22 protein-coding genes are annotated in these 22,137 nt (G+C 62.2%); 18 read left to right on the plus strand and 4 right to left on the minus strand.

Features of this window, described 5'->3' with window-relative positions:
• Nucleotides 1–160 precede the first annotated feature (160 nt).
• The 7 genes from ASD03_RS17285 to ASD03_RS17315 all read left to right on the plus strand — a co-directional run bounded on the left by ASD03_RS17285 (nt 161) and on the right by ASD03_RS17315 (nt 7,721).
• A complete protein-coding gene (locus ASD03_RS17285) occupies nt 161–1,801 on the plus strand; it encodes a TIGR04028 family ABC transporter substrate-binding protein (protein ID WP_057214418.1) in 1,641 nt (546 codons plus the stop codon).
• 69 nt (nt 1,802–1,870) lie between these two features.
• Nucleotides 1,871–2,815 carry an ABC transporter permease gene (locus ASD03_RS17290; protein ID WP_057214421.1) on the plus strand — a complete coding sequence of 315 codons (945 nt, stop codon included), beginning with the start codon at nt 1,871–1,873 and terminating at the stop codon, nt 2,813–2,815.
• Nucleotides 2,812–3,696: an ABC transporter permease gene (locus tag ASD03_RS17295; protein ID WP_057214425.1), complete on the plus strand. Its 885-nt coding sequence runs from the start codon at nt 2,812–2,814 to the stop codon at nt 3,694–3,696. The genes ASD03_RS17290 and ASD03_RS17295 overlap by 4 nt, the downstream gene beginning before the upstream one ends.
• On the plus strand, nt 3,693–5,342 hold the full coding sequence (locus tag ASD03_RS17300; RefSeq protein WP_057214428.1) for an ABC transporter ATP-binding protein: 1,650 nt from the start codon (nt 3,693–3,695) through the stop codon (nt 5,340–5,342). The genes ASD03_RS17295 and ASD03_RS17300 overlap by 4 nt, the downstream gene beginning before the upstream one ends.
• Nucleotides 5,343–5,371: 29 nt before the next feature.
• Nucleotides 5,372–6,418 carry a putative FMN-dependent luciferase-like monooxygenase gene (locus tag ASD03_RS17305; RefSeq protein ID WP_057214490.1) on the plus strand — a complete coding sequence of 349 codons (1,047 nt, stop codon included), beginning with the start codon at nt 5,372–5,374 and terminating at the stop codon, nt 6,416–6,418.
• A gap of 60 nt (nt 6,419–6,478) precedes the next feature.
• Nucleotides 6,479–7,096, plus strand: a complete 618-nt coding sequence (locus ASD03_RS17310; protein WP_025428848.1) for a CMD domain protein — start codon at nt 6,479–6,481, stop codon at nt 7,094–7,096.
• A 19-nt stretch (nt 7,097–7,115) separates the two neighbouring features.
• Nucleotides 7,116–7,721 (plus strand): alkylhydroperoxidase domain protein, encoded by a 606-nt coding sequence (locus ASD03_RS17315; protein WP_057214432.1) that lies wholly within the window; start codon nt 7,116–7,118, stop codon nt 7,719–7,721.
• A gap of 234 nt (nt 7,722–7,955) precedes the next feature.
• Here the strand turns inward: ASD03_RS17315 and ASD03_RS17320 are convergent, their stop codons facing one another.
• Together ASD03_RS17320 and ASD03_RS17325 are read right to left on the minus strand one after the other, a co-directional pair.
• Nucleotides 7,956–8,366: a DUF983 domain-containing protein gene (locus ASD03_RS17320; RefSeq protein ID WP_025428846.1), complete on the minus strand. Its 411-nt coding sequence runs from the start codon at nt 8,364–8,366 to the stop codon at nt 7,956–7,958.
• Between the two features lie 186 nt (nt 8,367–8,552).
• On the minus strand, nt 8,553–9,950 hold the full coding sequence (locus ASD03_RS17325) for a PLP-dependent aminotransferase family protein (protein WP_057214434.1): 1,398 nt from the start codon (nt 9,948–9,950) through the stop codon (nt 8,553–8,555).
• Between the two features lie 616 nt (nt 9,951–10,566).
• Between ASD03_RS17325 and ASD03_RS17330 the strand changes: the two genes are divergently transcribed.
• Nucleotides 10,567–11,220: a pentapeptide repeat-containing protein gene (locus ASD03_RS17330; RefSeq protein WP_244494647.1), complete on the plus strand. Its 654-nt coding sequence runs from the start codon at nt 10,567–10,569 to the stop codon at nt 11,218–11,220.
• Nucleotides 11,221–11,233: 13 nt separating this feature from the next.
• Here ASD03_RS17330 and ASD03_RS17335 read toward each other — a convergent pair whose 3' ends face one another.
• The gene (locus ASD03_RS17335; protein ID WP_057214437.1) at nt 11,234–11,809 is read right to left on the minus strand and encodes a nucleoside 2-deoxyribosyltransferase; all 576 of its coding nucleotides are present in this window, start codon (nt 11,807–11,809) and stop codon (nt 11,234–11,236) included.
• Between the two features lie 225 nt (nt 11,810–12,034).
• Here ASD03_RS17335 and ASD03_RS17340 point away from each other — a divergent pair, with 225 nt between their 5' ends.
• Nucleotides 12,035–12,454 (plus strand): acyl-CoA thioesterase, encoded by a 420-nt coding sequence (locus ASD03_RS17340; protein ID WP_057214496.1) that lies wholly within the window; start codon nt 12,035–12,037, stop codon nt 12,452–12,454.
• Between the two features lie 21 nt (nt 12,455–12,475).
• On the opposite strand, the gene ASD03_RS17345 is transcribed toward ASD03_RS17340, so the two are convergent.
• Nucleotides 12,476–13,435, minus strand: coding sequence for a LysR family transcriptional regulator (locus ASD03_RS17345; protein ID WP_057214440.1), 960 nt, complete (start codon nt 13,433–13,435; stop codon nt 12,476–12,478).
• 141 nt (nt 13,436–13,576) lie between these two features.
• On the opposite strand from ASD03_RS17345, the gene ASD03_RS17350 reads away from it, so the two are divergent.
• The 9 genes from ASD03_RS17350 to ASD03_RS17390 all read left to right on the plus strand — a co-directional run bounded on the left by ASD03_RS17350 (nt 13,577) and on the right by ASD03_RS17390 (nt 22,133).
• Nucleotides 13,577–14,359, plus strand: coding sequence for an ABC transporter substrate-binding protein (locus tag ASD03_RS17350; RefSeq protein WP_057206382.1), 783 nt, complete (start codon nt 13,577–13,579; stop codon nt 14,357–14,359).
• Nucleotides 14,360–14,439: 80 nt separating this feature from the next.
• On the plus strand, nt 14,440–15,087 hold the full coding sequence (locus ASD03_RS17355; RefSeq protein ID WP_057206385.1) for an amino acid ABC transporter permease: 648 nt from the start codon (nt 14,440–14,442) through the stop codon (nt 15,085–15,087).
• Nucleotides 15,088–15,100: 13 nt separating this feature from the next.
• Nucleotides 15,101–15,760, plus strand: a complete 660-nt coding sequence (locus ASD03_RS17360) for an amino acid ABC transporter permease (protein WP_057214443.1) — start codon at nt 15,101–15,103, stop codon at nt 15,758–15,760.
• A complete protein-coding gene (locus ASD03_RS17365) occupies nt 15,757–16,521 on the plus strand; it encodes an amino acid ABC transporter ATP-binding protein (RefSeq protein ID WP_057214447.1) in 765 nt (254 codons plus the stop codon). The genes ASD03_RS17360 and ASD03_RS17365 overlap by 4 nt, the downstream gene beginning before the upstream one ends.
• Before the next feature lie 8 nt (nt 16,522–16,529).
• On the plus strand, nt 16,530–18,167 hold the full coding sequence (locus tag ASD03_RS17370) for a N,N-dimethylformamidase beta subunit family domain-containing protein (protein WP_057206451.1): 1,638 nt from the start codon (nt 16,530–16,532) through the stop codon (nt 18,165–18,167).
• A 12-nt stretch (nt 18,168–18,179) separates the two neighbouring features.
• Complete coding sequence (locus ASD03_RS17375; RefSeq protein WP_057206390.1) at nt 18,180–19,547, plus strand: aspartate aminotransferase family protein; 1,368 nt, start codon at nt 18,180–18,182, stop codon at nt 19,545–19,547.
• Between the two features lie 10 nt (nt 19,548–19,557).
• Complete coding sequence (locus tag ASD03_RS17380; RefSeq protein WP_057214450.1) at nt 19,558–20,505, plus strand: 3-keto-5-aminohexanoate cleavage protein; 948 nt, start codon at nt 19,558–19,560, stop codon at nt 20,503–20,505.
• Nucleotides 20,506–20,566: 61 nt separating this feature from the next.
• Nucleotides 20,567–21,079, plus strand: a complete 513-nt coding sequence (locus ASD03_RS17385; protein WP_057214498.1) for a GNAT family N-acetyltransferase — start codon at nt 20,567–20,569, stop codon at nt 21,077–21,079.
• 22 nt (nt 21,080–21,101) lie between these two features.
• The gene (locus tag ASD03_RS17390; RefSeq protein WP_057214452.1) at nt 21,102–22,133 is read left to right on the plus strand and encodes a histone deacetylase family protein; all 1,032 of its coding nucleotides are present in this window, start codon (nt 21,102–21,104) and stop codon (nt 22,131–22,133) included.
• Nucleotides 22,134–22,137: the final 4 nt, after the last annotated feature.

Raw genomic sequence — 22,137 nt, forward strand, 5'->3', positions numbered from 1 at the left:
GGCAGGGAGGCGGCCGCGGGTGAAATATCTCCATCGGCTCTGAGGCGGAGATGCTTCTTTCGCTTCGCGCGAAACATATAGCATATTAATTTACTAGATTTAGTTGATAAGCCGACGCCTAGTCGTACGATAGCCTACAGACATCCAAAGGAAGGCTCCCATGACGACGAAACTGAAACGGCTCGCGCTGACGCTGGCGACACTCTCCGCCTCCGGCTTTTTCCTGCCCGGCGCTTTTGCACAAGGTGCAGGCGATCCGATCAAGGGCGGGACGCTGATCTATCTCGAGCAGCAGGCCCATACCAATCTCTACCCGCCGGCTGGCGGCTTTTACCCAAATGGCGGCATCCTCAACCAGATCACCGACAAGCTGACCTACCAGAACCCGAAGACGCTCGAGATCGAGCCTTGGATCGCGGAATCGTGGACGGTCAACGCTGATGCGACCGAATACACCTTCAAGATCCGTCCTGGCGTCACCTTCTCCGACGGCACGCCGCTGGATGCCGCTGCCGTCGCAAAGAACTACGACGTCTTCGGGCTCGGCAACAAGGAACTGAAGCAGCCGGTCTCGGAGGTCATCAACAACTACGCGCGCAGCGCGGTCATCGATCCGCTGACCGTCAAATTCTACTTCAAGAAGCCGTCGCCGGGCTTCCTGCAGGGCACGTCGGTGATCGGCTCCGGGCTCGTTGCCGCAAGCACGCTGGCGCTTCCGTTTGAACAACTGGGCGATGCCACCAAGATCATCGGCTCCGGTCCGTTTGTCGTCGACAGCGAAACGATTGGCAAGGAGCTGAACCTGAAGGCGCGCGAAGAATACGCCTGGGGTCCGGCAAAGCTGGAGCATCAGGGGCGGCCCTATCTCGATGGTATCACATACATCATCACCGGCGAGGACAGCGTGCGCATTGGCGCTCTGCTGGCGGGCCAGGCCGATTTCATCCGGCAGGTCCAGGCCTATGACGAAAAACAGGTTGAAGCGCAGGATTACCAGATCTACGCGCCTTCGACGCGCGGCGTGAACAACAGCGTCGTCTTCCGACCCGACAATCCGCTCGTCGCTGACGTGAGGGTCCGCAAGGCGCTGCTGCACGCGACCGACGCCAAGGAAGTCGTCACCACGCTGTTTTCCGCCAACTACCCACAGGCGACGTCAATCATCGCCTCCACGGCGCTCGGCTATCGCGACATTTCGGCAAAGCTTTCCTTCGATCCGGGAAAGGCAAAAGCCCTGCTCGATGAGGCCGGCTGGACGGTCGGCGCCAATGGCCTGCGCCAGAAGGACGGCAAGGAACTGGTGCTGACCGCCTATGAATCCCTGCCGCAGCCGCAGAACAAGGAAACCTTGCAGCTTGTCGCCCAGCAATGGGGCAAGCTCGGCGTCAAGCTGACCGTGCTTGCCGGCGACAGCGGCAGCAGGATCGTCGACGATCTCGATCCGCTCAAGACACCGGTTTCACCGGCCATGGTCGGGCGCGCCGATCCTGACGTGATCAAGAGCCAGTACTACCCAAAGAACCGTGACGTCCTTCGCCAAAAGGGCGGCCAGAGCGACAAGGTCCAGAGCTTCGCCGATGACAAGCTGAACGGCCTGCTCGAGGCGCTTGCTTCGGAGCCGGACCGCGAGAAGCGGTTGGCGATTGCCGGCGAGGTTCAGGACTATGTCGTCGACCAGGCCTATGCGATCCCGATTTTCGAGGAGCCGCAAGCCTTTGCCGGTGCGCCTTACGTCCAGGGCGTCGCCTTCGAGGCGGTTGGCCGCCCAAGCTTCTACAGCACATGGCTTGCCGAACACTGACATCGACCGATCGGCCACGTCCATTGCCGTGGCCGACCCTCGCAATGAGATCAAGCAGAGGAACGGCGAATGTCCGGATATTTGCTCAACCGCCTGGGGCAGGCGTTGTTCGTCCTATGGGCGGCTTTTACCATCTCTTTCGTATTGCTTCAGGCGATGCCCGGTGACGCCATCCTGATCAAGTTTCAGAACCCGGAACTCGGGCTCAACCCGCAACAGATCGCCGATATCCGGGCGTCCTACGCCGCCGACAGCGCCATCTGGGTGCAGTATCTACAGACGATCGGCAGGTTTCTCACCGGCAACTTCGGCTATTCCGTTCAAGCGGGCGTTCCGGTCAGCACGATGCTTGCGACCCACCTGCCGGCGACGCTGAAACTCGCGTCTCTTGGTTTCGTCCTTGCCGCTGTCTTTGCCGTCGCAATCGCCTTCGTTTCGAGCCTCACGCCCTTCGCCTGGCTCCGCGGTGCACTCCAGTCCGTGCCGTCGCTCTTCATCTCGATCCCGACCTTCTGGCTCGGCATCATGCTGATTCAGATCTTCTCGTTTCGTTTGAACCTCGTACCGGTCATCAACCCCGGCCCTTGGCAGGAACTCATCCTGCCCGTCGTCACGTTGGCAGTGCCGATTTCCGCGCCGCTCGCCCAGGTCTTGGTGCGCAACATCGACGATGTGCTCACACGCCCCTTCGTCGCGGTTGCTCGCGCCAAGGGGGCAACCCGCCACTGGGTCCTGTGGCGCCACGTTGCCAAGAACGCGCTGCTGCCGACGCTCACCATTGCCGGCGTGCTCTTCGGTGAACTCATCGCCGGCGCCGTCGTCACCGAGACTGTCTTCGGCCTTAACGGCATCGGAGGGCTGACGGAAAGGGCGGTCGGCAGCCAGGACGCGGCCGTGCTCCAGGCGATCGTTGTGCTCTCGGCCTTGGCCTTCGTCGTCATCAATCTCATCGTGGATCTGCTCTTTCCTGTGCTCGATCCGCGTCTTCGGACAAAAGCAGGAGCCACCGCATGACCACGTTCGATACAATCCACGATGACGCCATCGCGTCAGGGCACGGACACCGGGTGGGCGGGCGCTTCTCGCTCCCCCATTTCATCCGCCGGTTGCCAGTGGGCCTGGCTTTGTCCTGGCTGGTTCTCGCCATCGCCTTCCTCTGGGCAGTCGCTCCGTGGCTTTTCACCATCTACAATCCGCTCGAAGGGGTTGGTGGGGAACAGCTTCGGCGGCCGGACGCCAGCCATCTGCTCGGTACCGACGCGCTTGGGCGCGATCTCTACGGCCGTATCGTCTACGGAGCGGTTCATTCGCTGACCGGTGCCTTTGTCGCTGTGGCACTTGGTCTTGTCATCGGTACGGGCCTTGGCGTGGTCGCCGGCTCGGTCGATCGGCGGCTTGACGATGTGATCATGCGGCTTGTCGACGTTTTGCTGTCTATCCCGCCACTGCTGTTGTCTCTCAGCATCATCATCCTGCTCGGCTTCGGCACGGTGAACGCGGCGATCGCCGTTGGCGTCACCTCTGTTGCCGGTTTTGCCCGCTTGGCGCGTTCGGAAGTTGTTCGTGTCCGGCGCAGCGATTATGTCGAGGCGGCTTTCGGCAGTGGGGGCACCTTCACCTCCGTCCTCTGGCGGCATGTGTTGCCGAATTCGTTGACGTCGGTTCTCGCGATCGCCGCACTGCATTTTGGATCGGCGGTGCTGCAGATCTCGACGCTCGGGTTCCTGGGCTACGGCGCACCGCCGCCGATGCCCGAATGGGGCTTGCTGATTGCTGAGGGCCGAAACTACATCTCGACCGCCTGGTGGCTGACGACCGCGCCCGGCATCGTCGTCGTTCTGGTCGTTCTGGCCGCCAATCGTGTCAGCCAATCCTTCGGCAAGGTAGCCGCATGAACACCTCAATCGCTGCATACCCACCGGTGCTAGAGGTCGAGAACCTGTCGATCTCCTACCATGACGGCGTCGCCCATCGCCGTGTCGTGCACGATGTTTCGTTCCGGATCGAGCCCGGCGAGGTGGTCGCGCTGGTCGGGGAGTCCGGCTCCGGCAAGACGACGACGGCGCAATCGATCATCGGCCTGCTCCATGCCAATGGCCGCATCGACGGCGGCAGCATCAAGCTCAACGGCACCGACATTTCCCGCTGGTCAGATCGACAGCTTGATGCCGTGCGGGGGGCTAAAATCAGCCTGGTACCACAGGATCCGGCAAGTTCGCTCAATCCGGTCAAGACGATCGGAGCGCAGGTTGGCGAGATTCTTCGCATCCATGGCGCTGCAAGCGGTCGCGAGCTGGAAGCGCAGGTGATTTCGCTTCTGGAGCGCGTCGGGCTGAGCGAGCCTGCCCTCAGGGCGAAGCAGTATCCGCACGAGCTTTCGGGCGGCATGCGTCAGCGCGTGCTGATCGCGATAGCGGTCGCGCTGAAGCCGCAACTCATCATCGCTGATGAACCGACAAGTGCGCTCGACGTGACGGTGCAGAAACGCATCCTCGACCTGATCGACGAATTGCGCGCCGAATACGGCACATCGGTTCTGCTTGTGACCCATGACCTCGGGGTTGCCGCCGACCGAGCCGACCGGCTTGTCGTACTGCAGGGCGGCCGGGTCCAGGAAGTCGGCGCGACCAAAGGCGTGCTTGCCGCACCGCGAAGCGCCTACACACGGCAACTGATTGCCGACGCGCCGTCGTTCTCGGCCGTTGCGCGCAGGGCCCCAGCGACCGCGCGCGAAAAGCCCGCATCATTAGACGATGATGTCGTTATCGTCGAAGGCCTTGTGCAGGACTTCGTTCGCCCCGATGGCGATGGCAAATCCTTTCGCGCCGTCGACGGTCTCAGTTTTCGGGTCCGTCGCGGCACAACCCATGCCATCGTCGGCGAATCCGGCTCCGGCAAGACCACCACCATCCGGGCGATTGTCGGCTTTCAGAAACCGACTGCGGGGCGCATCGAGATCGATGGCACCGATCTCTCGTCACTTCGCGGCGAAACGCTGCGCCAGTTCAGGCGCAAGATCCAGCTGGTCTACCAGAACCCTTATGGCTCGCTTGATCCGCGCCAGACGGTGTTCGACATCGTTGCCGAGCCACTTCTGAATTTCGCCAAGCTCTCGCGACCGGCGCGTGAGGAAAAAGTCCGGGCAATCCTCAGTCGCGTCGGCTTGCCGGAAGCGGCGCTTGGCCGCCGCCCTCACGCGCTTTCGGGCGGTCAGCGACAACGGGTGGCAATCGCCCGCGCACTCGTTCTCGACCCCGACGTCGTCGTTCTCGACGAGGCGGTCTCGGCTCTCGACGTGACGGTGCAGGCCCGCATCCTCGATCTTCTCGACGAACTCCAGCGCGATCTCGGTCTGACCTACCTGTTCGTGTCTCATGACCTCGCGGTCGTTCGGCAGATCTCGGACACGGTGTCCGTGCTGAAGGACGGTCGTTTGGTCGATGGAGGATCCGTCGAGGACGTCTTCGAAAGGCCGGGCAGCGACTACACCCGCGAACTCATCAACGCCATCCCCGGACAAAAACGAGCAGCCCTCGTCTGACGACGCAGGAATGAATGACAGGACAGAAAATGACGAATACGACGCCACGCAAGCGACTGGGGTTCTTTACGCGTCTCCTCGACGACGTGCCCGCCGGCGCGCGCTATCATTATGCGGCCGAGCAGATCGCGACCGCCGAACGTTTCGGCTTCGATACCGCCTGGGTCGCCCAGCATCACTTCCATGCTGACGAAGGCGGTTTGCCGGCGCCACTCGTCTTCCTGGCACATGTCGCCGCGCAGACGTCGCGGATCAGGCTCGGGACTGGCGTCATCACGCTGCCGCTTGAAAATCCGATACGGGTTGCCGAGGATGCGGCTGTGCTTGACCTCCTGTCGTGCGGGCGGGTCGAAATCGGCTTCGGCACCGGTGGTACGCCGTCTTCGTTTACGGCCTTCGGCCTCGAGAGTGCCGAGCGCGGAGAAATCTTCGCCCGGCATCTGCGCGTCGTTCTCGACGCCTGGGCCGGACGCAGCCTTTCAGGCGGCGACCAGCTTTATCCGACGGCGCCGCAATTGCTCGACCGGATCTGGCAGGCCACGTTTTCCGTCGCCGGCGGGGAGAGGGCAGGGCGGGCCGGCGACGGCCTCATGCTGTCGCGCACCCAGCCCCGGACCGCCGAACGACCGGATGCATCGCTCGCCGAATTGCAGAACCCGATCATCAACGCCTATCTCGCGGGATTGCCGGCAGGCAGCGCACCCCGAATTTTGGGTTCACGTAGCCTGTTCGTGGCAGACAGCCGCGCGGAGGCGTTGCGCCTGGCCGAAGTCGGCTTGCGTCGCGGTGCGGAGCGGTTGATTGCGGCCGGCCACAAGCCGACGGGCAACTCGCTCGCCGAACTGATCGCCGCTTTCGACGTCCATGTCGGGACGCCCGACGACGTGATTGAAAGCCTCCGTGCGGATACGACGCTCGATCGGGTTACCGACCTCGTCTTCCAGGTTCACTCCATCGATCCGCCGCACCCGCTGATCCTGCGCTCGATCGAGCTGATTGCAACCAAGGTCGCACCGGCGCTCGGATGGGCACCGGAGGAGAAATTCGCCCCCCGACGCCTCGGAGCCGTCGGCTGACAACGCCGATCACCGCAGCGGCACCCGGCGCGCCGCTAAACTGAAGGAAGGAGACTTACCGTGACCACATCGACACCCGATATTATCGACCTGCTGGCCGGCATCAAGCCGGGCTCATCGCTTGATCGCATCCGCACCCAGCGGCCGGAAACACGCGAGCAGGCGCAGAAGAGCTATCTCGCGCTCTTCGAACCCGAAAATTTCGGCGACGTCTCTCATGCCGAACGGCAGGCAATTGCCAGCTTCGTCGCGGGATTGCATCGGCATCCGGATATTTTTGAGTTCTACGTCAGCCCACTGGAGGAAGGCGAAGCGAACCGCTGGGTGGTCGAGGTGTTGAAGGCCGAGATCGGCGCGGCGCAGGCCGTCGGCCCCTATGGGCGATATCCGGCCGGCGCTTTGAGCGTCGAGGACGCACCCGGGCCGATCTACCAGGTCTCTGATGCCGGGCGTGAAGCGCTCGGAGCAAAGCTTGCGGCAGCCTTGGAACATGCGCATCTGCTTGTCTTCCATCTTCGTGACGCGAGCCCCAGGGCGCTTCAGGCGCTGATCGATGCCGGCTGGACGACGAACGGCATCGTGACGCTGTCGCAGCTTGTCGCATTCGTTGCGTTCCAGATCCGGGTAATCGCCGGCCTTGGCCTGCTTGCGGCCTCCGCTAGGCGCGCTGCCGCCTGAGCCTTAGAAGGAGTTTGTCATGACTGACCACATCATCACGCCCACGATCGAAAATCGCCCAGTCGCGTTCACGCAGGCCGAGATCGGCTGGACGCCGTGGCTTGAGCCGCTTGCGGAGGACGACCTGACGGAGGCGCACCTTGCCGGTCTCGTCGAGGCATCGCGCGCAAAGTCGCCCTACTTCCGCTTGCTCGTTCGCGATCCCCAGGTTCTGGAGGCCCGGACGAAGACGGACAAGGACATCTTCTACAACACCCGCACGGGCCTGCCGCGTGCCGAGCGCGAGCTTGCAGCGACTGCGGCATCGCGGTCAAATGGATGTATCTTCTGCGCCTCCGTGCATTCGCGTTTCGCATCTCACCATTCCAAGCGGGGCGACGACGTTCAGAAGCTTCTCGATGAAGGTGTGGATGCAGATCTCGGCGAACGCTGGAACGCGATCGTTGCAGCCTCGGTGGCGCTGACGGCGACGCCACCCACATTCGGCGACGATCATATCGAACGCCTGTCTGCCGCCGGCCTCGATGAACTCGAGATTGCCGACGTGATCCACGGCGCCGCCTTCTTCAACTGGGCGAACCGCCTGATGCTCTCGCTCGGCGAGCCGACACCGGCGGTACAATGATCTGAGATTGAGGGGCGCGGCCAAGCATGCTGCGGGGTCCCGGCAAATGCCCGCATCACCGCGGTTGAACCGTGCCGATGGCTCGCACGGTCCGGCCATGCCGCATCGATCAGCGTCCAAGAAGGCCAACCGAACAAGGCGCGAGCATTGCTCGCGCCTTGTTGATATTCGTTATCGGTACCGAACCATGACGGATGGCCATCTGACGTTCAGTGCCAGCCAGGCAACGAAAGCCTATTGGGTCGGGGCGAGCGGTGGCTCGACCTGTCTGCGCACGAGCTTTCCTTCCTCAGCCTTGTAGAAAAACTGGCTTGAGACCAGCCATCCCTTGAGTGGTCGAAGTGGTGGAATGCACGTCAGCAACATGAATGGGCCGGTGACCAGAAGGTGTATCCACAGCGGGGCGCTGAATTGCACCTCCAGCCATACGCCGAGCAGCACGCTTGGCACGCAACCGAAGCAGATGACGAAGAAGGCGGGGCCGTCAGCGGGATCGGCGAAGGAGTAGTCGAGATCGCAGACCTCACACTTCTTGCGCATCTTGAGGAAGCCTTCGAACAGATGCCCCTGGCCGCAACGCGGACAACGACCGCGCAAGCCAGTTTGCATCGGAGGTATGGGAGGCCAGTCGTGATCCGAAGACATATGCGTTCCTTTCAGGCGTCTGCGGCGCAGCCATTCCGGCGCGCCAGCTGATATGCCTGGGTGCGGTCGACGAATGCTCCGTGCCGCCTCAGGCCTGCAGGGATTAAGACGCCTAAAAGCACGCATTGTCAATTTATTGTATGCATACATTGCTGCGACAATTTCGCCGGCCGCAAACGAAAGACCTCAAACGACGAGACTCGATGCAGCCGGAGATTGCTGAAGCAGATCTGCAATCGTCATCAGGCTGCGCTGCAACTCCTCGTGCGTCCGTGCCGCGCCAAGGCCGAGGCGCACGGCTTCAGGTGCTAGGTCAAGCGCGAAGGCATCGCTGGCCACGACGCTGATGCCTGATGCCCGCAGCCGACCGGAAAAATCGCCTCGCGTCCAGGGTAGTGGCAGGTGTAGCCATACGTGGAAGCCTTCCTGGTCCGTCTGGACAACGTCCCTTGGCAACAAGCGGCTGACCATAGTCTGTCGGATCGTCACTTCCTGGCGGATGGCGCCGAGGACCTCCCTTGCCGTCCCGTCCTCAATCCAGCGTGTTGCGATCGCGGCGTTGAAGGGGGGAGCCATGCCACTCGTCGCGCGTATCGCGCCCTCGATGCGCACGCAGCTTTGGCGATCCGGAACGACGAGATAGGCAATCCGCAGCGCTGGCGACAGGCACTTGGCGAGACCGGCAATGTGATAGACGAGGTCAGGCGCAAGTGCTGCCAATGGCAGCGGCGCGGCGATTGGTAGCGCTCCATAGGCGTCGTCCTCGATGATTGCTACGCCGTGGGTTCGGGCAATGGCAACGATCGCCTTGCGGCGCTCAAGCGGCAGTGTTGCTGTGGTCGGGTTGTGGAGCGTGGGGTTACAGTAGAGCGCTCTTAATTTCGTGCTTTTGCAAATCCCTTCAAGCTGTTCTGGTACAATGCCATTTTTGTCGATAGGAACGCCGACGATATCGATGCCGAGATGGGCGGCGAGCGCCCGTAGGCCGGGATAGGCAATGGTTTCCGCGGCGATCACATCGCCGGGCTTTGCAAGGCTGCTGATCGCGGCCAGCAGGGCGCTTTGTGCTCCTGCGCAGATCAGTACGCGCTCGGCTGGGATTTCTCCCAGGCGCGGCTGTAGCCAGTTGGCCCCGACAGCGCGATTGTGAAGCGTGCCGCCGGGCGCCTGATACCGCATCAACAGATCGAGCCCATGTTCGCCCTGCAGGCTGGCGATGTCGCTCCACAGGCGCATTGTCAGGGCCGCGTCGTCGAAAAGTGGCGGCAGGTTCATGCTCATGTCGACAAGGCCATCGGCTGCCGGCTGCAATCCCTTCATTCTTTTCGCCTTGACATAGGTGCCCTGGCCGACGCGCCCTTCCACCAATCCGCGGTGTCGCGCCTCGTTGTAGGCGCGACTCACCGTGGTGAAGTCGATGCCCAATGCGCTGGCGAGCGCGCGCTGGGGCGGCAGCCGCGCGCCTTCGGACAGGCGACCTTCGGCGATATCAGCTGCGATGGCGTCGGCAATAGCGATGTAAAGCGGTCCGTTCGCTTTCCGGATGGCCGGCAGCCAGGTCGTCTCCGATGCATCCGTCGTCATGGCACTACCTCAAGATCACATTGTATGGATATTGCATGTTTTACCATGCTGGCGCAAGCCGCCGTATTTCGGGGACGGGCTAGCGTGCTCGGGGCCACCGAATCGCTGCGTCGAGCGGCACAAACGGTTGCTCCATTTCCGTTACTGCGGAAACCTAGGAAGCTTTTCGACGTTCAACCTACCCGGCGCTCGACAGTTGAGCGTTCGATGCAGGCATTTGGTTGCATTTGTCCTGACTGCTCGCCGGGCGACCGCACCCCATCGCCGCTTGGGTTGCTGCCGAGGCTTGTAGGTTTCAGTCTTTTTCCCGCTCAAGGCAAATCTTGTTTGTCATATCGCGTGGCTGTCATTTGCGCGAAGGGCAACAATGTCATACGCTTAAGCCGTGACGCGCGCTTTGTATGGTTGTTTTCGCCGACGAAGCCAGCAAACGAGAAATGCAACAGAACCGGTCCATCCCAAGGGGCCGTGGAGCAGCGCCATGCATATCCCAAAGCCGAAGCCCATTCGTTCGTTTGTCGCAACCGGGGAGGGTGGGTTTAGCGACACAATCGGGATCAAACGCGCCATTCGCGCCTGTGGCAAACGGTCGGCCATCGGCCTCTCTGCATTTCTTGTGACGCTGGCGCTCTCGAACCTTGCCTATGCGGCGAACTGCAAGGATCCATCGGCGCCGGGCGCTGACTGGAGCGATTGCAACAAGAAACAACTAATGCTTGGCGGGATCGATCTCGAGGGTGGGAACCTGGTCAACACTGATTTCACCCTGACGGATCTGAGGGGCGCGAATCTCACGGCCGCAAACCTGGAGAAGGCGACGCTGGTGCGTTCGTCATTGGCCGGGGCCAGGGCCGACAAGGCGAATTTCGCCAAGGTTGAAGCCTACCGAACCAGTTTTGCCGGCATCTCGGCGGAAGGCGCTTCATTCAACAGTTCTGAACTGCAGCGAACGAATTTCACAGGAGCCAAATTGACGGGCGCCGACTTCGAGAAGGCCGAGCTCGGGCGCGCCAACTTCGAAAAAGCGGTGATCACGGGCACGCGTTTCCCGATGGCCAATCTGTCGCGCGCCACTTTCAGCGGCTCTAGCTTCGAGGGCCCGATCGACTTCACCGATGCGTTCATGTTCCTGACGCGCATCGAAGGGGTGGATCTGTCGGCCGCAACCGGGCTTGAGCAGGAGCAGGTCGACCTGACATGCGGCGACAGCGCCACCAAATTGCCGGCCGGGCTATCTACTCCGGCCAATTGGCCGTGCCCGGTCGACTGAACGGGGGTCGATCTCAACGGAGATGTTGCTTGGCGGCAATCGCCAGGCATTGCTTGAATGCCTCGAGATCGGTCAGCCGGTCGGCTTCGGCCACTTCGCGCTTTACGAAGGTTCCTCCGCGCGCCAGGATGCCGCCATCGAGCATCAGATTGTCGGCCATATCGAAATCCTCGATGCTCAACCCGTCATGTCCAGCCATGCGGCCGTCCGGGCGCAATGCGGCCGCGCCGCCGTAATGGCCGTGGAGGATGCGGTCGTAATAGCTGCGCGAGGTGTTGGTGTAGGCATAGACATGGCGGCCACGGCCGCACATGAAGCCAAGCTCGAAAACCGTGCCGACATCAGCGCTGATGCCACGAAACGGTGTCAGATTGGCGATGATCATGTCACTGGCCAGCATCATGCCTTCATCGACGCCATAGATCGCCACGCCGCGCGCATGCTTGGTTTCGGCCGGCGGAATTTCCAGGTCGCCCGGCACGAGTGGCGTAAAGCCGGCCGCACGGGCAAGTTCGGCCTTCCGTGCCTGGACCTCCACGGCATTGCTCAGGAACACTTCAGGCCCGGCCAGATACACTTTCACGATCATGCTCCTTGCAGATTTCCCAGTCCGTCTAGGGAGGGCAGCCTAAGGAGGTGGCAGGCATGCGCCTAGAGGGCGTGTTGGCGCCGCCGGCGCTTTCCCACCGATATTTCGTTACCCGTCAGAGCTGATTGCCGGAGCGTCGATCAGCGCATGGCATGGACAGGCGGCTTCGTCATCCGCTATCTCTCATCCGCTTTGTCCAGGCAAATCCATCAGCGAGGTCCATCGATGCCAAGTCAGCCTTTGACCACCTATGTCGGCGTTGCGCATCCGTGGATGTGCGACACGATGGGGCATATGAACGTTCGCCACTATGCGGCGATGTTCGATGATGCCAGCTTCCAGCTGCTTGGCCATATCGCCGGGATCGAGGTTGAAGGCGAGCCGGGCAGGGGCTGGGCCGACGTGCGGTCGGAAGTGGAATACAAGCACGAGACGAAGGCCGGCACCCTGATCACCATTCGCTCGCGGGTGGTCAAGCTGGGCCGTTCCTCCGTGACCTTCGAGCAGATCATGTCAGGCACGCTTGATGATGTTGTTCACGCCGTCAACCGAACGGTGACCGTTCGCTTCGATCTTTCGGCGCGCACGGCAATGGCGCTGGAGCCGGCGGCCCGCGCCCGCGCGGAGGCATTGCTTCAAGCGTGATCTGCCGCCCGCGGTCCGTCGTCAGTCCGTATAGATCCGCTCTTCGACAGGGGTTTCGGCGATCAACATCTGCAGCCCGGCAAGCAATGCCTTTTCTGCACGGTTCAAGGCCTTGTCGGGGTTCGTCAGCAGGAAGATGTCGATCGCCGGCGGTGCTTCATAGGGTGGCAGCCGCCACAACACACCATCGGCCACGTCGCGGCGTGCCACATGCAGCGGCAAGGGACCGACGCCGAGGCCGGCGACAATCATCCGGCGAACTTCTTCAAGGCTTGAAGAAACGCCAACGACGTTGGCATTGAGCTTGGCCTCGCTACGCAGAAGCGCAACGGGCCGCAATGCATCAGCGATATGGTCGGTGTGGAACGACACCGAGGTCTCCCCCTTGAGGTCAGCAAGTTTCAATCCTTCCCTGCCGAACAGCCGATGGTGCGGACCGCAGAAGAAGCCGAAGAACTCGCGAAAGACCAAGAGGTAGTCGAGCGCCGGGTCGCGGACGCTGACAAGGCAGAGGCCGAACGATGCCCGTTTCTCCCGCACCTGACGGGTGACTTCGCCGCTTGCGGCCACCGAGATGTTCAGTGTCGCGCGCGGATAGTTGCGATGAAATTCCATCAGCGCCCGGTCGAAGATCGGTGACACCACATGGCTGGCGACGGCGATCGTCACATGCCCGGTCACGTCGTCGCTGACCCCGCGCACCAATTGCGGCAGCTGGGATATGGTCCCGAAGACTTCGACCGCCTGCTCGTAGAGAAGTTGGCCGACTTCCGTCAGGTCGAAACGCGTCGCATCCCGTTCGACGAGCCGACGCCCGACACGGTCCTCCAGCCGCTTCAACGCGTTGCTGACGCTCGGCTGTTTCAGGTTCAGCCGTTCCGCGGCGCGCGTGATGCTTTTGACCTCGGCGATCACCACGAAGGTGCGCAGAAGGTTCCAATCGAGCTCCCAGACGAGCCGTTCGGATCGAGGTGTGACCATTCCTGAAATCTATGCCTTCTATTCCCATTATCTATTTGCGCAATGCTGATGCAAAGGCAATCATGAAATTCGGAAGGCGCCTCGATGCCCGTCCCAAGCGCACGAGAAGGCGCATTCATCCAGAGGAGCAAGGAACATTTCATGAAGACCATTTTCTCCGGCCTTTTGGCCGCTACGCTCACCATTGCCGCAACCTTCTCCGCCGTTTCGGTGCGCGCTGACGACCTCGAAGCGGTGAAGTCTGCGGGTGAACTGAAGATCGCGATGAGCGGGCAGTATCCGCCCTTCAACTTCGTCAATGAACAGAACCAGGTTGTCGGCTTCGATGCCTCGATCGGCCAGGCGATTGCAGAGCGCGTCGGCGTCAAGGGCACTCTGGTGACGACGGCTTGGGACGGCATCATCGCAGGCCTGCTCGCCAACAAATACGATACCGTCGTCGGATCCATGACGATCACGCCCGAGCGTGAGAAGGTCGTCGATTTCGTCGGTCCGTATTATCACGCCGGCCGCGCGGTGTTCGTCGCCGAAGCCTCCGCCGTTCAGAAGCTCGACGAACTCAAGGGCAAGACGCTCGGCGTCACGCTCGGGGAAACCCATGAGAAATGGGCCCGCGAACAGGGCGGCTGGGACGTGCGCACCTACAAGGGGCTGCCCGAGCTGATGATGGAACTGAAGAGCGGCCGGGTTGATGCGATCGTCGTCGACAACATTCCGGTCATGGTGGCCGTCAAAGAAACCGGTGAGAAGGTTCGCCGTCTGGAAACGCCTGACATCGAAGGTGGCAGCGTCGCCATCGGTATCGCCATCCGCAAGAACAATCCGGAGCTGAAGGCTGCAATGCAGAAGGCGCTCGAGGATATGTTGACAGACGGTTCCTACGAGAAGATTTCGATGGAATGGGTCGGTAGCGACATCCGCTGATCGCTGGCTTCTACCCGTCTCCGGCCGCCCTTTGACGGCAGCGGCCGGAGATTGTCGCGTTCTCCCCCCGGAGTTTTCCAATGGACTTTTCGCTGGTGCAGCGCGTCTTCCCGTTCTTCGTGGAAGCGGCGTGGATCACGATCGAGATATCGGCGCTTTCGCTGGCGCTCGGGCTCGTCGTCGCCTTTCTCGTGGCGGCGGCAAAGATGTCGCGCTCTTGGCCTTTGCGCGTCTTTGGTTCTGCCTATGTCAGTCTGTTTCGCGGCACGCCCTGCCTGATCCAGCTTTTCGTCCTCTATTTCGGCGGCCCGCAGATCGGCATCAATCTCGAGCCGTTCGCCGCCGGCGTGATCGGGCTTGGGCTCAATATCGGCGCCTATATGGCCGAAGCCATTCGTGGTGCGATCCAGTCGGTCGACCGCGGCCAGACCGAAGCTGCCCGCTCGATCGGCTTCAGCCGGTTCCAGACGATGCGCAAGGTGGTGCTGCCGCAGGCCGCACGGTTGATGATCCGCCCGCTCGGCGTCAACGCCGTGGCTCTGGTGAAGGGATCGGCGCTGGTATCGACGATATCCGTGGTCGAACTCACCTACACGGCCCAGCGCTATATCGGCTCGACCTACAAGCCGTTCGAGATCTTCGGCGTTGCCGCCGTGCTCTACATGCTCATCGTCTATGTCGTCGCGCGGATCGTCGATCTGCTTGACCGACGCTACGCCATAGCCTGAAGGGGAGGCGCGCATGCAAGGTCTCGATTTCAGCGTCGTCCCGCCCTATGCGGATATTCTCTGGATGGGGGTCTGGTGGACTGTCGTCCTTACTGTCTCCGCAGCGGCCATCAGCTTCATCTTCGGCGTCGTTTTTGCCCTGGTTGTTCTCTATGCGCCCAAGGCGGTGGCCTTGCCGGTGCGCGCCTTCATGTGGCTCTTCATGGGCACACCGCTGCTGTTACAACTGTTCCTGATCTACTACGGGCTGGGGCAACTGGGGTTCAAGATCCCGGCACTTGTCGCCGGCATCATCGGTCTCGGCCTGCACTTTGCCGTCTATAACGCCGACATTCTGCGCGCCGGTATCGTGGCAGTGGATGTCGGGCAGACGGAAGGCGCGCGCAGCCTCGGTTTCGACCGCTTTCAGACGCTGCGCTACTTCGTCGTGCCGCAGGCCGTGCGCAACACCATTCCGGCCATGGGCAACAACCTGATCGTGCTGTTGAAGGAGTCCTCGCTGGTGTCGATCATCGGCATTGCCGAGCTGGTTCATGCTGCGCAGCTGGCGATCAGCGAAACCTTCCGGCCGTTCGAATTCTACATCACGGTCGCCGCACTCTATTACATCCTAAACCTCGTGCTCGAAGCGGGTCTGCGCCGGGTCGAACAGAACGTGGAGGTATCACGATGACCGCCCAGCGACCCATGGTCGAAGTCAAGAGTGCTCGCAAGGCCTATGGCGAGCTTCAAGTCCTGAAGGGCATAGACTTGTCGGTTGCCCGGGGGCAGATCGTTGCGATCATCGGCCCGAGCGGCTCCGGCAAGAGCACGCTGCTGCGCTCGATCAATCATCTCGAAACGCTGAACGGCGGCGAGGTGTGGCTCGACGGCGTCCAGGTCAACCAGAGCCTGCGCGGCCAGGCCTTCGAGCGCCACATCAACGCGGTGCGCCAGCAGATGGGCATGGTGTTCCAGCACTTCAATCTCTTCCCGCACCTGACGGTGATCGAAAACGTCACGATGGGACCGATTATCCTGAAGGGCATGGCGAAGGCGGCTGCACGCGAGCTGGCGGTCGAGCTTCTGTCGAAGGTCGGGCTGGCGGAGAAGGTCGACGCCTATCCCTCGCGACTGTCAGGCGGTCAGAAGCAACGTGTCGCCATCGCCCGGGCGCTCGCGATGCAGCCGAAGGTCATGCTTTTCGACGAGGCGACCTCGGCGCTCGACCCCGAACTCGTCGACGAGGTCAATGCGGTGATGAAGCAGCTCGCCGCCGAGCACATGACGATGCTGATCGTCACGCATGAGATGCGCTTTGCCGGCGAGGTCGCCGACCGCGTGCTGTTCATGGATGGCGGTGTCGTCGTCGAGCAGGGTGCGCCAGCCGAGATTTTCCGCGAACCGAAACAGGAGCGCACGCGGGCTTTCCTCAAGAAATATCTGGCGGCGTGATGGATGCGATGAAGATGACCAGCAACCAATTCCCCGATTTCGGCCTGACACCTGAGCAGCGCCGCGAAGCGGTGCTCGGCCACTACTTCGAATACCCCGGAATGGATGGCGAGCGCGGCGAAATCTGGTGCTACACCGACGCCTATGCCTACCCGCCCGGTGCAACGGTCCGGCTTCAGGTGAGTTCGACCGCAGCCCTGTTCGAACTGGAGATCGTACGCGACGGCGCCGTCGAAACACCGGTCATGAAGCGAAGCGGCATTGCCGCCCGCTGGCAGGATACGCCGGACCAATGCTCGGTGGTCGGCTGCGGCTGGGAGACGACGCTTGAATTCCAGGTGGGCGCGGACTGGTCGTCCGGTGCCTATCGCGTCACCTTGACGGCTGAGGGCCGCGACCGTTCGCCCATTCGCTGTCACCATCTGTTTATCGTGCGCCCCGAGGCCGGCCGCAAGCCGGGCCGCGTACTGCAGGTGGCGGCGACAGGATCCTGGACGTCTTACAACACCTGGGGTGGATCGAACCATTATCAGGGCATCACCGGCCCCAATCGCGACCAATATGCAACGACTGTCAGCATTGAGCGGCCGTTCTGCCGCGGCTTCGTCCAGCTCCCAATCGATGCGCCTCGGGTGCCGCTGGAGATCTATTCTCCGATGGCAGTGGCGCCACGCTACCCGCACATGGAATGGGCCTATGCCAACGGCTATTCCAAGAAATATGCCTCGTCCGGCTGGGCAAGCTATGACAGTCATTTCTTCCGCTGGGCCGAGCGCGAAGGTTATGCTGTCGATCTCGCCAGCCAGCATGAATTGCATTTCAATCCGGAAATTCTCGACGGCTACGATTGCGTCGTCTTCGTTGGTCACGACGAGTATTGGACCTGGGAGATGCGCGACGCGGTCGACACCTATGTCGAGCGGGGCGGCCACGCCGCCCGCTTTGCCGGCAATTTCATGTGGCAGACGCGGCTGGAGGACGGCGGCAAGCGGCAGGTATGCTACAAATATCGCTCGCGTGCCGAGGACCCGGCCTACCGTTCCGCCGATCAGACGCGCACGTCCGGCTCCTGGGAGGCGGCAGAGATCGGCCGCCCCGGCGCTTCGACCTTCGGGCTCAATGCCACGCGCGGGCTCTATGTCGGCTGGGGCGGTTGTGCCCCGCGCGGCGCCCGCGGGTTTCCGGTCTATCGTCCGGAGCATTGGGCATTTGCCGGAACCGGTATCTACTATGGCGACATCCTCGGCGCCGAAGGTCATGCCTTCGGTTATGAGGTCGACGGCCTCGACTACATCATCCGCGGCGGTCTGCCGGAGCCGACGCAAGACAGCGGCGCCCCGGATGGTCTGGAAATCCTGGCGCTCGGCATGTCATCGCTGAAGGAAGAGAGCGCCGATATACCCGCCGACGATCAGTTCCTCTCCGACGCGGACGCTAAGTTCGTGGCGGAAACACTGATCGGCGATACCGGAGAGGCGGCAGTCGATCGCGTCAAGCGCGGCTGTGGCATGATCGTCAATTTCCCACGCGGCAAGGGCGAGGTGTTCCACGCCGGCAGCTGCGAATGGGTTGCCGCCCTGATGCGCGGCGACGCGATGGTCGAACGCGTCACCGCCAATGTTCTTAACCGTTACCTCAAACGCTGACAGAGACCCGACATGCTCAAGACGACAGCTTCCAACGAACGGCCCGCTTCACACCTGTTCTACCAGTCGCGTCTTCGCCGGCCGCTGGTCGACCGGGCCGAGGGCATCTATCTCTGGGATCAGGATGGCCGCCGGGTGATCGACGGTTCGAGCGGTGCGATGGTGGTCAATATCGGCCACGGCAATCGCAACGTGCTCGAGGCGATGAAGCGGCAGATGGATCGCGTGACGTTTGCCTATCGTCTCCACTTCGAAAACGAACCGGCGGAAGAATTGGCCCGCCGCGCCGCCGAAAAGCTGCCCGAAGGCATGGACAAGATCTTCTTCGTCTCCGGCGGGTCCGAAGCGGTCGAATCCTGCCTGAAGCTCGCCCGCCAATGGGCGGTTGCGACCGGCCAGAAGGACCGTTGGAAGGTGATTTCGCGGTTTCCGTCCTACCACGGCGGCACGCTCGGCGCTCTGGCGGTCACCGGTTATGCGGCGCTCTCCGATCCGTTCTCGCCGATGATGCGGGAAATGCCGAAAGTGCCGGCTCCAACAGCCTATCTCGACCGCGACAATCTCTCGATGGAGCAACGCGGCATCAAATATGCCGACATGCTGGAGGACAGGATCCAGTCCGAAGGCCCTGATAGCGTGCTTGCCTTCATCATGGAGCCGATCGGCGGCGCCTCGACCGGCGCCCTGGTCGCACCCGACAGCTATTACAAGCGCATCCGCGAAATCTGCGACAAGTACGGTATCCTCTTGATCCATGACGAGGTCATGAGCGGAGCCGGTCGTACCGGAAAATTCCTTGGCGGCGACCATTGGGATTGCAAGCCGGACCTGATCGCGCTGTCGAAAGGCTTTGCCTCAGGTTATTGCCCGCTGGGCGCCATGGCAGCACCATCGAGGCTGGTGCAGCCGGTGCTCGACGCCGGTGGTTTCCAGCATGGTTTCACCTATGCCGGCAATCCGCTCGCCTGCGCTGCCGGCCTTGCGGTGCTCGACGAGATCGATCGCCTGGGCCTGATCGACAATGCAGCTGTCATGGGTGGTGCGCTCAAGGCCGAACTGGTCGCGCTTTCCGAACGGTTCCCGTTTATTGGCGATGTGCGCGGCAAGGGTCTGTTGCTTGCCGCCGAGTTCGTTTCTGATCCTGAGACGATGAAGCCCTTGCCGAAGGAATTGAACGCACATCAGCGGGTCGTTGATCTCGCCTATGAGCGTGGACTGATCATCTATTCGCGGCGGACACGCGGCGGCGTCGAAGGCGATCATTTTCTGGTCTGCCCGCCGATGATCATCACCAGAGAGCAGATCGGCGAGATCGTCGCCATCCTCGGCGATGTCCTCGAGCAGCTTGCCGCTGAGCTCACTCTTCCCGTCAACCGTTGAGATCGACATCATGACGAAAACCAAGACGTCGCGCAGGAAGGTCATCATCACCTGTGCGGTGACGGGCTCGGTGCACACGCCGACCATGTCGCCCCATTTGCCGATCACGCCGGACCAGATCGCTTCGGAAGCAATCGCTGCGGCGGAGGCCGGCGCCTCGATCCTGCACCTGCATGCGCGAAATCCCGTAGACGGCCGGCCTTCCGCCGACCCCTCGCTGTTCATGCAGTTCCTGCCGCGGATCAAGCAGTCGACCGACGCCATCGTCAACATATCGACCGGCGGCTCGTCGCTGATGGCGCTGGAGGACCGCCTGGCGGCGTCCTTGCGGGCCGAGCCGGAAATGTGCTCGCTGAACATGGGGTCCATGAACTTCGCCCTGTTTCCGGCGCTCGACAAGCCAGTGGCGTGGAAACACGAGTGGGAGCCGGAGCTGCTGGAGGCGACGCGCAGTTCGATCTTCAAGAACACCTTTGCCGACATGGAGTTCATCCTCACCCGACTCGGTCAGGGATGCGGCACACGGTTCGAATTCGAATGTTACGATGTCGGCCATCTCTATTCGCTGGCGCATTTCCGCGACCGCGGTCTGGTCTCCGGTCATCTGTTCATTCAGTTCGTCTTTGGCATTCTCGGCGGCATCGGCGCCGATCCGGAGAACCTGACGCATATGAAGCGCATCGCCGACAAGCTTTTCGGTGACGACTATTCGTTCTCGGTGCTGGCCGCCGGCCGGCACCAGATGCCGATGATCACTATGGCGGCTGCGATGGGCGGCAATGTGCGGGTGGGGCTGGAGGACAGCCTTTACAATGGCCGCGGGCAACTTGCGACCAGCAATGCCGAACAGGTTCTGCGCATCCGCACCGTTCTCGACGCCTTGTCGCTGGAGGTTGCCACCCCTAAGGAAGCACGTGATCTTCTCGGCCTCAAAGGCGGAGATCAGGTGGCATTCTGACGCCGCTGGTAACAGGCGCGTCATCGATGCCATCGGCTCATCGGCAGCAAAGGGGACGGAAGTGACGACAACGCAAAGAAAGATCGCGGGCATCCGCATTCGCCCCGGTGAGGTTGAGGACGCCGGGGCGATGCACGGCGCGATCCAGGCTATGGGCCGCGGGCTCGATATGGCCGGCAAGGTCACCTGCACGGTCGATGACTACCGTCGTTTCGGTTTCGGCCCCGATGCCGGCTTCGGCAGTCTGATTGCTGAGGTTGAGGGAGAATTTGCCGGCCTTTGCCTGTTCTTTCCGATCTTCTCGACCTGGCGCGGCCGGCCCGGCGTCTTCGTGCAGGATCTGTATGTCGGCGATCGCTTCCGCGGCCTCGGTATCGGCGAGCGCCTGCTGCGCGAAGTGGCCTCGTGGTCGAGGGCGCGGGGCGGGGACTACCTGCGGCTGGAAGTCGATGTGGAGAACGAGCCGGCGCAGCGCCTTTACCAGCGGCTTGGCATTACCTGGCAGACGAAAGACCGCGCTCATGCCGCCTATGGCGAGGCCTTTGTGGCTCTCACCGAGGGACTGAAAGCTTGACGATGCAGGAACGGGAGAGAGCATGAAAGCCTTCTACGCACAGGAACAGAAGCGACACGACCCGAAGGCTTTCCTTTCGAGCGGGGCGCCGCAGCCGAACCCGGAGCAGCCCGAACGGGTTGAAAGGCTCCTGATCGGCGCCCGTGACGCCGGATGCTCCGTCGATCGGCCGCGCGACCACGGGCTCGCCCCGATTGCCGCCGTGCACACGCCCGAATATCTCGACTTTCTCGAGCATATCTACGCGCGCTGGCAGCGCATCGCCGAAGCCTCGGACGAGGTGATACCGAACATCCACCCGCTGGCCCGCGATGGCCGATACCCGGCTTCCGCAGTAGGGCAGGCCGGATATCACATGGCAGACACCGCATGCCCGATCTCCGGCGAAACCTGGGAGAGCGTGCGCTGGAGCGCCTGGAGCGCGGTCGATGCGGCAGATGCGGTGCTGGCTGGGGATCCCGCCGCCTATGCGCTCTGCCGCCCACCCGGTCATCATGCCTTTGCAGACGTTGCTGGCGGTTTCTGCTTCCTCAACAACTCCGCCGTTGCGGCGCAGCGTTTTCTGTCGAACGCGGCGCGCGTCGTGATCCTCGATATCGATCTGCATCACGGCAACGGCACGCAGGGCATCTTCTATCAGCGCTCCGATGTGCTGACGGTCTCGATCCATGCGGATCCGGTGCGCTTCTATCCCTTTTTCTGGGGACATGCGGACGAACGCGGCGAGGGGCCGGGCCTTGGCTACAACCTCAATCTGCCGCTCGAGCGCAAGTCCGGCGACGCCGATTTCCTCGCAGCCATCGACGTCGCCTTCCGCCGGATCCGCGCCTACGCGCCGGACGCGCTTGTCGTGGCGCTCGGGCTCGATGCGTTCGAGGGCGATCCCTTCGGTGGCTTGTCGGTCTCGACATCAGGCTTCGCAAGGATCGGCGCGGCGATCGCCGGTTTGGGCTTGCCGACGGCCATCGTTCAGGAGGGCGGCTATCTCTGCGATGCGCTGTCCGACAATCTGACGTCTTTCCTCACGGGCTTCGGCGCGACGGCCAAGCTCTGAGGCT

Source organism: Ensifer sp. Root127 (assembly GCF_001425225.1).
Taxonomy (GTDB): Bacteria; Pseudomonadota; Alphaproteobacteria; order Rhizobiales; family Rhizobiaceae; genus Ensifer; species Ensifer canadensis.

Bases quoted from the DNA above. Each gene is read 5' to 3' on its own strand.
- ASD03_RS17290 (WP_057214421.1), top strand. From the start codon at position 1,871: ATGTCCGGATATTTGCTCAACCGCCTGGGGCAGGCGTTGTTCGTCCTA.
- ASD03_RS17295 (WP_057214425.1), top strand. From the start codon at position 2,812: ATGACCACGTTCGATACAATCCACGATGACGCCATCGCGTCAGGGCAC.
- ASD03_RS17315 (WP_057214432.1), top strand. From the start codon at position 7,116: ATGACTGACCACATCATCACGCCCACGATCGAAAATCGCCCAGTCGCG.
- ASD03_RS17300 (WP_057214428.1), top strand. From the start codon at position 3,693: ATGAACACCTCAATCGCTGCATACCCACCGGTGCTAGAGGTCGAGAAC.
- ASD03_RS17360 (WP_057214443.1), top strand. From the start codon at position 15,101: ATGCAAGGTCTCGATTTCAGCGTCGTCCCGCCCTATGCGGATATTCTC.
- ASD03_RS17365 (WP_057214447.1), top strand. From the start codon at position 15,757: ATGACCGCCCAGCGACCCATGGTCGAAGTCAAGAGTGCTCGCAAGGCC.
- ASD03_RS17350 (WP_057206382.1), top strand. From the start codon at position 13,577: ATGAAGACCATTTTCTCCGGCCTTTTGGCCGCTACGCTCACCATTGCC.
- ASD03_RS17325 (WP_057214434.1), bottom strand. From the start codon at position 9,950: ATGACGACGGATGCATCGGAGACGACCTGGCTGCCGGCCATCCGGAAA.
- ASD03_RS17380 (WP_057214450.1), top strand. From the start codon at position 19,558: ATGACGAAAACCAAGACGTCGCGCAGGAAGGTCATCATCACCTGTGCG.
- ASD03_RS17285 (WP_057214418.1), top strand. From the start codon at position 161: ATGACGACGAAACTGAAACGGCTCGCGCTGACGCTGGCGACACTCTCC.
- ASD03_RS17390 (WP_057214452.1), top strand. From the start codon at position 21,102: ATGAAAGCCTTCTACGCACAGGAACAGAAGCGACACGACCCGAAGGCT.
- ASD03_RS17355 (WP_057206385.1), top strand. From the start codon at position 14,440: ATGGACTTTTCGCTGGTGCAGCGCGTCTTCCCGTTCTTCGTGGAAGCG.
- ASD03_RS17345 (WP_057214440.1), bottom strand. From the start codon at position 13,435: ATGGTCACACCTCGATCCGAACGGCTCGTCTGGGAGCTCGATTGGAAC.
- ASD03_RS17320 (WP_025428846.1), bottom strand. From the start codon at position 8,366: ATGTCTTCGGATCACGACTGGCCTCCCATACCTCCGATGCAAACTGGC.
- ASD03_RS17340 (WP_057214496.1), top strand. From the start codon at position 12,035: ATGCCAAGTCAGCCTTTGACCACCTATGTCGGCGTTGCGCATCCGTGG.
- ASD03_RS17375 (WP_057206390.1), top strand. From the start codon at position 18,180: ATGCTCAAGACGACAGCTTCCAACGAACGGCCCGCTTCACACCTGTTC.
- ASD03_RS17335 (WP_057214437.1), bottom strand. From the start codon at position 11,809: ATGATCGTGAAAGTGTATCTGGCCGGGCCTGAAGTGTTCCTGAGCAAT.
- ASD03_RS17305 (WP_057214490.1), top strand. From the start codon at position 5,372: ATGACGAATACGACGCCACGCAAGCGACTGGGGTTCTTTACGCGTCTC.
- ASD03_RS17370 (WP_057206451.1), top strand. From the start codon at position 16,530: ATGAAGATGACCAGCAACCAATTCCCCGATTTCGGCCTGACACCTGAG.